Below are 8,944 nucleotides of genomic sequence, written 5' to 3' on the forward strand. Positions count from 1 at the left end.
AACGCTTATACGCGCTCTCCCCGGTGTCCGGCTCGATAGCCACCGTCGCCGTCGGGATCATCATTCCCGCCGACTTGGCGCCGGCTTCGGGGCGCCAGGACCACGCGATTTCACGTCCGCCAACTGCCGTTCGTCCGCGCACATCGAGTACGCTGCAGCACATCAGCGGCCACCGCATCCCATCCTCCACGTTCGTGACGATCGCGAAGCGCCCCTCTCATGAGGACGGGACCCGGATGTTATTTCCGATTTTCGGAATGAAAGCAAGCGAAATCTTTTGCCTCCTGTCTGCGGTCCCGGTCCTCCGATCGACACCGCGGCGGCCCATGACGTTCGCGCGCGAGGCATGAGCAAGGGTGCGGCGGCAGACATGGGGCGCGGGAGGCCGGCGTCCATGTTCTATCGTGCGGTCCTCGGCTAGGTTCGCGATCGATCGGTTTGCTGAAATGAGGTCTTCGATGCGACGCCTGCCTGCCGTGCTCATGGGTCTGCTACTGTGGTCATCGTGCTCCCATGCCGAACCGGGGGCGCATTGGCAAACGGCCAACACTAGCGAAAAGCCCTGGACTGCGGTGATTTCGCGGGACGTTCAGCAATTCGCCGACGAGCAGAAGCCGACGGCGATCATGGTGGTCAGGGACGACGAGATCATCGCCTCGTCGGGCGACCTCGGCGCCAAGGTCAACATCCGGTCCGAGCGGAAGAGCCTCATCAGCGCTCTCTATGGCATTGCCGTCGAGGAGGGCCGGATCAACCTCGACAGCAGCCTTGCCGAACGCGCGATCGACGATCATCCCGACGCCCTGTCGCCGGCCGAGAAGACCGCGACGGTTCGCCACTTGTTGATGGCTCGGTCCGGCATCTATCATCTCGCGGCCTACGAGACGCCACAGATGAAGCAGCTCCGCCCGGCGCGCGGAAGCCATCCGGCCGGCAGCTTCTGGTACTACAACAATTGGGATTTCAACGCGCTCGGCACGATCTACCGCCAATCCGTCGGCGATGTGTTCAAGAGCTTCGAGACGCGGATCGCGCGGCCGCTCGGCATGGAGGATTTCTCTGTGAAGGATGGTCACTACCAGACGGAGGCCTCGTCCTCGCATCCGGCCTATGTGTTTCACATGAGCGCCCGCGACCTCGCGCGGTTCGGCGTGCTCTATCTCAACGGCGGACGGTGGAACGGGAGCCAGCTGATCCCGGCGCATTGGGTCACGGAATCGACCACGCGGCTGTCGGACACCGGGCAGCCGGAACGCGGCTATGGCTATCTCTGGTGGACGTATACGAAGGATGGTTCGGACCTCAATGCCTTCTTCGCCAATGGCTATGGGGGCCAGTTGGTCGTCATCGTCCCGGCGAAGCGCCTCGTGGTCGTCGAACTGGTCGATCTCGACGCCAACCCGCATGGCATCCGGACCCAGCGCGTGCTCGATCTGGTGAGCAGCATCAGCGCGTCAGCGCCATGAGCCGACGGCTCTTGGGGTGTCGGTCTCAATCTCCAGGCTGCCGCGAGCGGGCTCAGCGCCAGATCGGCTTCGGCAACTGATCGGGATTGAATTTCGGCGCCGCGCGCGGCACCGGCGGAGGCGCGGCCTCGTCCGGCGCGGAGTACATCAGGATGGCCTCGAACGGCACATCGGGTGCTTCCGCCGCCGTGCCCGAGCAGGTCATGGGCGTGCCCCTGCAGCAGCCTTCGAGGCTGAGCGTCAGCTCATCGGGACCGAATAGCGACGGCTGCCCCGAGGCGTGGCGCCGGGTCTTGATGAGGGCCGTGAACCGATCGCCATGAACTTCATAGCTGCCGAAATAGCTGAGCACGGCGTCGCCGCCGCGGACGATGCCGTCCACCAACTCGACGAGCCCGGTTCCCTGGCCTTTGGGCGTCTTGAACCAGGCGGAATAGGTGCCTTCTTTCATCATGGCGCTTTGGACCCTGCCAAACGGTCGCGGCATGGTTGTGCATCGCAAATTAAGGGAAGGTGAAAGCGGGATCGAAACGCGTCGGGAACCGCAAATTTTATTCGTGTGCGAATGGTCGTGCCGACGAGTTCCATGCTTGGCCAAGCCGCAGTAACGCAATTCCGCGCTGTCGCCGAGATGTTTGGCGGCCGAATCTCGGTTCAGGCTATAAGGGAACCCATCGAGGTTACCTGGAAGGACAGTCAATGGCATCCGAACCCCGCTCCCCGCGTCTGGCCGTGCTGATCGACGCCGACAATGCCTCGGCCAAGATCGTCGACGGGCTGTTCCAGGAGATCGCCAAGATCGGCGAGGCGAGCGTGCGCCGGATCTATGGCGACTTCTCCAGTCCGCGCTCCAGGCCGTGGGCGGATACGCTCGCCCGCTACGCCATCGTGCCGCAGCAGCAGTTCGCCTACACCTCCGGCAAGAACGCCTCCGACATCACGCTGGTGATCGACGCCATGGACCTGCTGCATAGCGGCCGCTTCGACGGCTTCTGCCTGGTGTCCTCGGACAGCGACTTCACCCGGCTCGCCGCGCGCATCCGCGAGCAGGGTATCGACGTGTTCGGCTTCGGCGAACAGAAGACGCCCGAGAGCTTTCGCCAGGCCTGCCGCCGGTTCGTCTACACCGAGAATTTGCGCAGCGACGCGGCCGGCAGCAAGGACGCCGACAGCGCGGCCGCGCCGAAGCCGCTGCAGCCGATCAGCGCGGCGACGCCGATGATCAAGACGGTGATCACGCAGATGGAGAGCGAGGACGGCTGGGTCGCGCTCGGCGAGGTCGGCAAGCAGCTGTCCAACCTCGTCTCCGACTTCGACCCGCGCACCTATGGCTGCCGCAAGCTCAGCGATCTCGTCCGCAAGACCGGCAGCTTCGAGATCGAGGAGCAGTCCAAGGGCGGCGGCTCGGTGCGCATCCGCGTCAAGCCTGCGAGCGCGCCACCCCCGGGCGCGCGAGAACCGCGTCGACGCGAGAGCGCGAGGCGGCGGCCAAGACCTGGGACGACGGAGCCCTAGCGCGGCCGGGCGAGATCCGGCAGCGCCGCCTGAACATCGGGGTGTCGCGCCAGCCGATCGAGCGCCTTCGCCATGCCGGCCTCCGACGGATGGAAGGCGTCGATGAAGTCGAGCGGGTCGTCGGCGATATCGGCGTGGGCGAGATCGATGAAGGGAATGCCGAGGCGGTGCAGCCAGGCCGCGGTCTCCGCGCTTTCGAACTCGCGCCAGACGCCGGAATACGGTCGGTAGGCTTCGTCATGGTCGAGAAAGTCGACGGCGGCGCGCACATAGGGCAGCTGCACAGCGATCAGCCGGACGTTGCGGTCGCGGGCGAGGGCCTCGAGCTGCCGCAACGGCTGCTTCTGCCGCTCCGACATTCGCGGCGCGCCGGGCGCCGACTCGACCAGGCGCTGCGCGGTCTGGAACGTCCGGCGCGCAGTGTCGATGAAGTCCTGCGGATAGAGGTAGGAGCCGTCGGCGCGGAAGCCGTCCGGCCGCCGCTGCTCGGCGAACGGCGCGGGCGCGGGCAGGGCGCGGATCAGGCGGGCGAGCTTGAACGAGACGTAGCGCGTGGGATCGTAGACCATGGCGCGCTGCGCGCCATAGGCCTCGTCCCAGGCATCGGTGAACATGAAATAGTCGAGCACGACGAGCACGACGCGAGGACGAACCCCGCGGGTCAAGTGCTCGAACACGTCGACCAGCTGTTGCGTCGTCCAGGCCGTGAAGCCGGCATTGTAGAACCGGTAGGGCCTGAACATCGCCTCGCGCAGGGTGCCGGCGCGCGAGCTGCCGATGATGATGACGTCGGGCGCGAGCGCGGCGATCCGCGCGCGCTTGAAGGCGGCGTTGTAGCGCAGATCGGCCGGCAGGATGATGCTGTCCGGATCGTCCGATTGCCGGGCGGCGAGCTGCGCCGGCGTGGTCAGCGCGTCGAAGCGATAGGCGAGCCCGGCGACCGACAGGCCGAACAGGGCCACGACGGCGAGAACGATCGCGACGTAGCGGCGCTGCGCGGCCATCACGCGCGTTGCCTCGGCGTTGCCCGCACGTTCGGGGCGGCATGCTCCCTCACACGATGATGGGCACGGCGCCACGGCGAGTTCTCGAGCTGGGCGCAAATCGCGGCGCCTTTGCGCGCCGATGCTACGTTTGCTGCCTCCGCCAGGACAGCCATCACGACAGATCTCGTTCCGACCACGGCTACGGCCGCTGCTCCGTCATCAACTTGTTCATGAGGTCGCGATGGGCCTCCTGCTTGGCCCCTGGCGGACAGGATTGCGTGCTCATCAGCACGGCTCGCGGCAACGCTGCTCACCCGCCCTGCCGAAGCTTCGCCAGCACCTTGAGCCCGCCATAGCCGTCGGCGGGCGCAAGACCCGCCTTCGCCTGGAAGTCGCGGATCGCCTTCATGGTGTCGTTGCCGACGCGGCCGTCGGTGCCGCCGGTGTCGAAGCCGGCGGCGGTGAGTCGCTTCTGCATCTCCTGCACCTCGGCGAGCGTCAGCGCGCGCTCCGAGCCGGGGAAGGGCTGCAGGAACGGTGGCGCCCCGAGGATGCGGTCGCCGAGATGGCAGATCGCGAGCGCGTAGCTCATCGCTGGATTATAGGACTTCACCGAATAGAAGTTCGGACCGAGCAGGAAGGCCGGGCCGCCCTCGACCGGGATCCACAGCTGCGCCGAGGCGTTCGGCTGCGGGAACGGCTCGCCGTCGGCGCGGGTGACGCCGGCGCTCTGCCAGGCGGCGTAGCTGCGGCTGCCCGACATGTTGCCGGGCGCGCGCACCTCGTAGCCCCAATGCTCGCCGCGGTGATACTTGCCGCGGTTGACGAGATAGCGCGCGGTCGAGCCGAGCGCGTCGTCTGGCTTGCCGAACGGCGAGATCTTGCCGTCGCCGTCATAGTCGAAGCCGACATTGAGCCACACCTCCGGCATCCACTGCGTATGGCCCATGGCGCCGGCCCAGGACCCGCGCATCTCCTCCGGCGTGCTCCAGCCGCGATCGACGATTTTCAGCGCGTTGGTGAGCTCGGTCTCCCAATAGGCCTTGCGGCGCGGCTCGTTCCAGGCGAGCGCGGCGAGCGCCGGGAAGACGGGACGCATATGGTTCTGCTGCACCAGCGGATCGCCATAGGCGGACTCGACGCCCCACAGCGCCAGCAGCGTGCCGCGCTCGACGCCGAAATCCTTCTCGATGCGGCCGAACAGCGCCTCGTTCTTCGAGAGCGCCGCCTTGCCGTTGATGACGCGCCAATCGGAGACGCGGCGGTTGATGTACTGCCAGAGCTGCTCCTTGAACTCCGGCTGATTGCGCAGCTCCTTGAACACGGTCATGTCGGGCTCGAGCCGCGCCATCACGCGCGTCCAGGTCGCCTGCGAGATGCCCTTGGCGAGCGCACGGCTGCGGAAGCCGTCGCGCCAGGCATCGAACTCGGCCGGCGCGGCCAGGGCCGGCAAGGCAGGTACGAGCAGCGCGGCGGCACCGAGGCCGGAGCGGAGCAGGGCGCGGCGGGGCGGGGAATCGGGCTGGGTCATGGCCGCCAGTCTAGCGGCTGGCGCCGCCCGGCGGCAGGCCCTGCGGGGCTCAATCCGGATGGAACTCGGCGGCGATTCGGGCCAGCCAGCGGCGGATGGTCGCGAGGTCGCGCTTGCCGAAACCCGCGGCGAGACGGCGCTCCAGCGCGCTCGCCTTGCGGCGTGCCTTGGCGAGCAGCGCACGGCCGCGCGGGGTCAGGGTCCATTGCAGCACCCGGCCGTGCACCGGATGCGGCGTCCTGCGGACGGCGCCGTCACGTTCCAGGTTGGCGATGATGACGTTGACGGTCTGCGGCGTCAGCAGCGCGACGCGGGCGCAGTCGGCACCGGACAGGCCGGGATATGCCTTGAGCATCGTCAGGACCACGAACTGCGGATGGGTCAGGCCGGTTGCGGTCAGTGCGCGCTCGAGCGACAGCCGCGCCGCCGCCTGCGCCTGGCGCAGCAGGTAGGCGAGATGGCCGTCCGCGCCGCGCTTGCCTTCTCCCGGGCGCGGCGGGCGCGGCGCGGCCGGAGCCGCCGCCGCGCGACGGCGCTGTACGGGTCGCACTGGTAATCGTGAGGTTGCCTTGCGTGCCATATCAGGGCTCTGATAAATTGTCAGAGCACTGATAACATGGGAGATGAAAGATGTCACATGCGCGCAGCGACTACAAGGCGTTCAGGAGCCAGGCCCCCGAGCTCTACGCGGCGATCCTGGCGGTCAGCCAGCAGGCGTCCGGGGCCGGGCTCGACAAGCACCTGCTCGAGCTGATCAAGATCCGTGCCTCCCAGATCAACGGCTGTGCGTTCTGCGTGCAGCATCACGTGCTGCTGGCGGAGAAGCTCGGCGTCGGCGCCGACAAGATCAACCTGGTTGTGGCCTGGCGCGAGGCGCCGCAATTCACAGCCCGCGAGCGTGCCGCGCTGGCCTTCACCGAGGCGCTGACGAGACTGGACGGCGGCGTCAGCGACGCGGTCTACGCCGAGGCCCGCGCCGCGTTCTCCGAGACCGAGCTGGTGTTCCTGACGTCGGCGATCGGCGTGATCAATCTGTGGAACCGCTACGGCGTCGCGTTTCGCTGGACACCGGCGGAGCGGCCGGCGCAGGCAAGCAACTGAGGTCGATGGAACCGTGGCGGCGCGCCGCGTGTTGTGCGTTCACGTCAGAGGAGGCGTTCATGACCGAGCCGAACGAGCCGCTGAAGCCGGACGATTTCCCGCTGGAAGCCGACAAGGACCGCGTGCGGTGCCAGGACGGCAAACCGATCGCCAGGACCAAGGACGAGGCGATGGCCCACGAGATCGCCGAGCGCCTCAATGCCGAGGAGCACAGGCGAGAAGAGGACAAGTGGTCGGCCTGAGGGTCAGGCGGGGACTTCGGAGACCGACGGGCCGCTTGGCGGTCTCCGGAAAGCGCAAGGCGCCCGGCCGAGTTCGCAATCCGCAACGTCTCAGCATCCAATTGTGAGGTGTTGACGGCTGCTTGCTCACCGCGCCCGTCATCGGCGCGCGGATGATGCCGATGCGATTGTCAGGTTTCTGATCAGGGGCCATGAGAGCGGGCGTCGCCTCAGAACGGGTTGGCCGGCTGCGCGCGCTTCGGGCCCTCGGGCTTCGGCTCCACCGCGAGGCTCGGATCGGTCGGCATCACGCGGGCACCGGCGGCGCGGGCGACCTCGCCGGTCATCGAATGCCTGGCCGCTTCGGCGGACTTGATCTCGGGCGGGTGCCAGCGGTCGCGCACCAGCATGGTCAGCGCGCCAATGCAGACGAGCGCGATCGCTGCCGACACCAGCGCCGGTCCGGTCCTGTGTTGAGCGGTACCTGTCGCCATCCGACATCCTCCTGGGCATGACAACCCGCAGCCGGGGAGGTCGGTTCCGAGAGACGCGGCGGGGTTCGCGATCAGTTCCGATCGCGGCCGGCTGCAGCATCTGCGGCCGGGCCGAGCAGCGGCGGTCCTTGCGGCGGCGTGCCGATGGCGCCCGTGGTCGTCGCGGTCGGCGAGGCGGCCATTTCCAGCCCGACCTCGCGGCCGCGGCCGCCGATCAACCGCTCATAGGCCGCGATGAGCGTCACGTAGGGATTGACCCAGATCCAGCCGTCGCGGGTGAACAGCTGGACATCGAAATGCAGATGCCGCGTGGTGCCGTTGGGATGATCGAGATAGTTCGAGACGACGCCGATCGGCTCGCCCTCGCGCAAGGCGCGGCCATTGAGCAGGCCGTCAGTGTCCATCGCGTTGGGGTTCATGTGCATGTAGCGGAAGCGAATATGCTCGGTGCCGGTATTGACCTGGATGACGGCGCCCTGCTGCCTGGCGCTCCGGATCACCACGCCATCGCGGACGGCGAGCACGCGCTGCCGCCATGGATCACAGCCGGCGGGGCCGTCGCGGCGCACCGGGCAGACGCCCGGCCGGATGTCCTGGCCCTGATGACCCAAGCCGCTGGCGCATTGGCCGACGTTGAAGTCGCGCGCCTCGCAGAAATTGTCGCGCCAGGGATATTGGCTCCAGGGCTGCTCGAACTTGTCGCTGGCGCGTCGGCGGCCGAATGATTGCGAATGCACATAGGCCGGTGCGTCGAGCGGAAAGCGGATCTGCGAATAGGCCGTGCCGTCGGCGCGGCCGCCTTGGCCACGCGCGCCCGAGTTCATGACGATGTCGCCGACCGGGCGAAAGGTGAAATCAGCATCGAGCACGGAAGGGCGCTCGGCGGCGAGCGGCGTGATCTCCGGCGCGCTGCGGGACGGCTGGCCGCCGGTGACGCGCAGCGCCCTCAGGAAGCGCTCGGCGATCGGGTAGGCTTCGCGGCAGGCGAGGCGCTTCGGCCGCGGCGCGCTGTCGAGGCACTGGATCGAGACCACATAGGGCACGCCGAAGCGGGTGAAGGCGTAGCGGACATAGCCTTCCCGGATGAAGCGGCGCAGGTCGGGATAATCAGCAGCCAGCGCCTTGACGCTTTCGCCCTTGCCGCCTGCGGGATCGGCGACGTCGTAGATGAGGCTCGATCCGGTGATCTGGACCTCGACCGGCTTGGCGAAGATGCGCGAGGGCAGGCCGGAGGTCACCTCGGGGGCGAGGGAGAACACCGCGTCATAGCCGGACGGGCCGGCGTCGAACAGATCGGTCCGGAAGTCGGACTGGTAGCGCGGCAACATTTGCGGATCGACCGCGCCGCGGCGGCGCGCGCTCAGATAGGCGGACGTGTCGAGCGGCAGCAAGACGGGGACCGGACTGCGTCCGATCCCCGTGAAGATGGTCGAGGTCATGCCGTTGAGCTGGACCAGAGCGGGCCGTCGGCGCGGATCATCGCCGCCGACGTCGTGCCGGCGCGCCGAGGGCGCGAGACCGGTGATGACGTCGGGTGCGGTCGTGAGCTCGGAGCGGAGCTGGTCGAGTGCTGCGCGCCAGTCGGCACGCTGAAGCGAGATGGCGGGCGTGGCGAAGGCGTCGGCCGCGC

General features: G+C 67.9%; 10 protein-coding genes. 4 read left to right on the plus strand and 6 right to left on the minus strand.

The annotated features are described in order from the left end of the window. Positions 1 to 572 precede the first annotated feature (572 nt). A complete protein-coding gene (locus BRAS3809_RS15510; RefSeq protein ID WP_240535689.1) occupies positions 573 to 1,466 on the plus strand; it encodes a serine hydrolase domain-containing protein in 894 nt (297 codons plus the stop codon). Positions 1,467 to 1,518: 52 nt separating this feature from the next. Here BRAS3809_RS15510 and BRAS3809_RS37760 read toward each other — a convergent pair whose 3' ends face one another. Then, the gene (locus tag BRAS3809_RS37760) at positions 1,519 to 2,172 is read right to left on the minus strand and encodes a hypothetical protein (protein WP_502685669.1); all 654 of its coding nucleotides are present in this window, start codon (positions 2,170 to 2,172) and stop codon (positions 1,519 to 1,521) included. Here BRAS3809_RS37760 and BRAS3809_RS15520 point away from each other — a divergent pair. Beyond that, positions 2,166 to 2,981, plus strand: coding sequence for an NYN domain-containing protein (locus BRAS3809_RS15520; protein ID WP_008963060.1), 816 nt, complete (start codon positions 2,166 to 2,168; stop codon positions 2,979 to 2,981). The two genes, BRAS3809_RS37760 and BRAS3809_RS15520, sit on opposite strands and share 7 nt — an antisense overlap. Here the strand turns inward: BRAS3809_RS15520 and BRAS3809_RS15525 are convergent. From BRAS3809_RS15525 to BRAS3809_RS15535, 3 genes are all read right to left on the minus strand, one after another. Beyond that, positions 2,978 to 3,985: a hypothetical protein gene (locus BRAS3809_RS15525; RefSeq protein WP_008963061.1), complete on the minus strand. Its 1,008-nt coding sequence runs from the start codon at positions 3,983 to 3,985 to the stop codon at positions 2,978 to 2,980. The genes BRAS3809_RS15520 and BRAS3809_RS15525 overlap by 4 nt on opposite strands. Positions 3,986 to 4,277: 292 nt before the next feature. After that, positions 4,278 to 5,498, minus strand: coding sequence for a lytic murein transglycosylase (locus tag BRAS3809_RS15530; protein ID WP_008963062.1), 1,221 nt, complete (start codon positions 5,496 to 5,498; stop codon positions 4,278 to 4,280). A gap of 49 nt (positions 5,499 to 5,547) precedes the next feature. After that, on the minus strand, positions 5,548 to 6,078 hold the full coding sequence (locus BRAS3809_RS15535) for a MarR family winged helix-turn-helix transcriptional regulator (RefSeq protein WP_008963063.1): 531 nt from the start codon (positions 6,076 to 6,078) through the stop codon (positions 5,548 to 5,550). Between the two features lie 50 nt (positions 6,079 to 6,128). Between BRAS3809_RS15535 and BRAS3809_RS15540 the strand changes: the two genes are divergently transcribed. Together BRAS3809_RS15540 and BRAS3809_RS15545 are read left to right on the plus strand one after the other, a co-directional pair. Continuing rightward, positions 6,129 to 6,599, plus strand: coding sequence for a carboxymuconolactone decarboxylase family protein (locus BRAS3809_RS15540; RefSeq protein WP_008963064.1), 471 nt, complete (start codon positions 6,129 to 6,131; stop codon positions 6,597 to 6,599). Between the two features lie 59 nt (positions 6,600 to 6,658). Continuing rightward, positions 6,659 to 6,841, plus strand: coding sequence for a hypothetical protein (locus BRAS3809_RS15545; RefSeq protein ID WP_008963065.1), 183 nt, complete (start codon positions 6,659 to 6,661; stop codon positions 6,839 to 6,841). A 209-nt stretch (positions 6,842 to 7,050) separates the two neighbouring features. Here the strand turns inward: BRAS3809_RS15545 and BRAS3809_RS15550 are convergent, their stop codons facing one another. Both BRAS3809_RS15550 and BRAS3809_RS15555 read right to left on the minus strand, forming a co-directional pair. Further along, positions 7,051 to 7,314, minus strand: coding sequence for a hypothetical protein (locus tag BRAS3809_RS15550; RefSeq protein ID WP_008963066.1), 264 nt, complete (start codon positions 7,312 to 7,314; stop codon positions 7,051 to 7,053). 71 nt (positions 7,315 to 7,385) lie between these two features. Further along, positions 7,386 to 8,944: M23 family metallopeptidase (locus BRAS3809_RS15555; RefSeq protein ID WP_035656401.1), on the minus strand; the 1,559-nt coding region annotated here is incomplete at its 5' end.

This window comes from Bradyrhizobium sp. STM 3809 (assembly GCF_000239795.1).
Classification (GTDB): domain Bacteria; phylum Pseudomonadota; class Alphaproteobacteria; order Rhizobiales; family Xanthobacteraceae; genus Bradyrhizobium.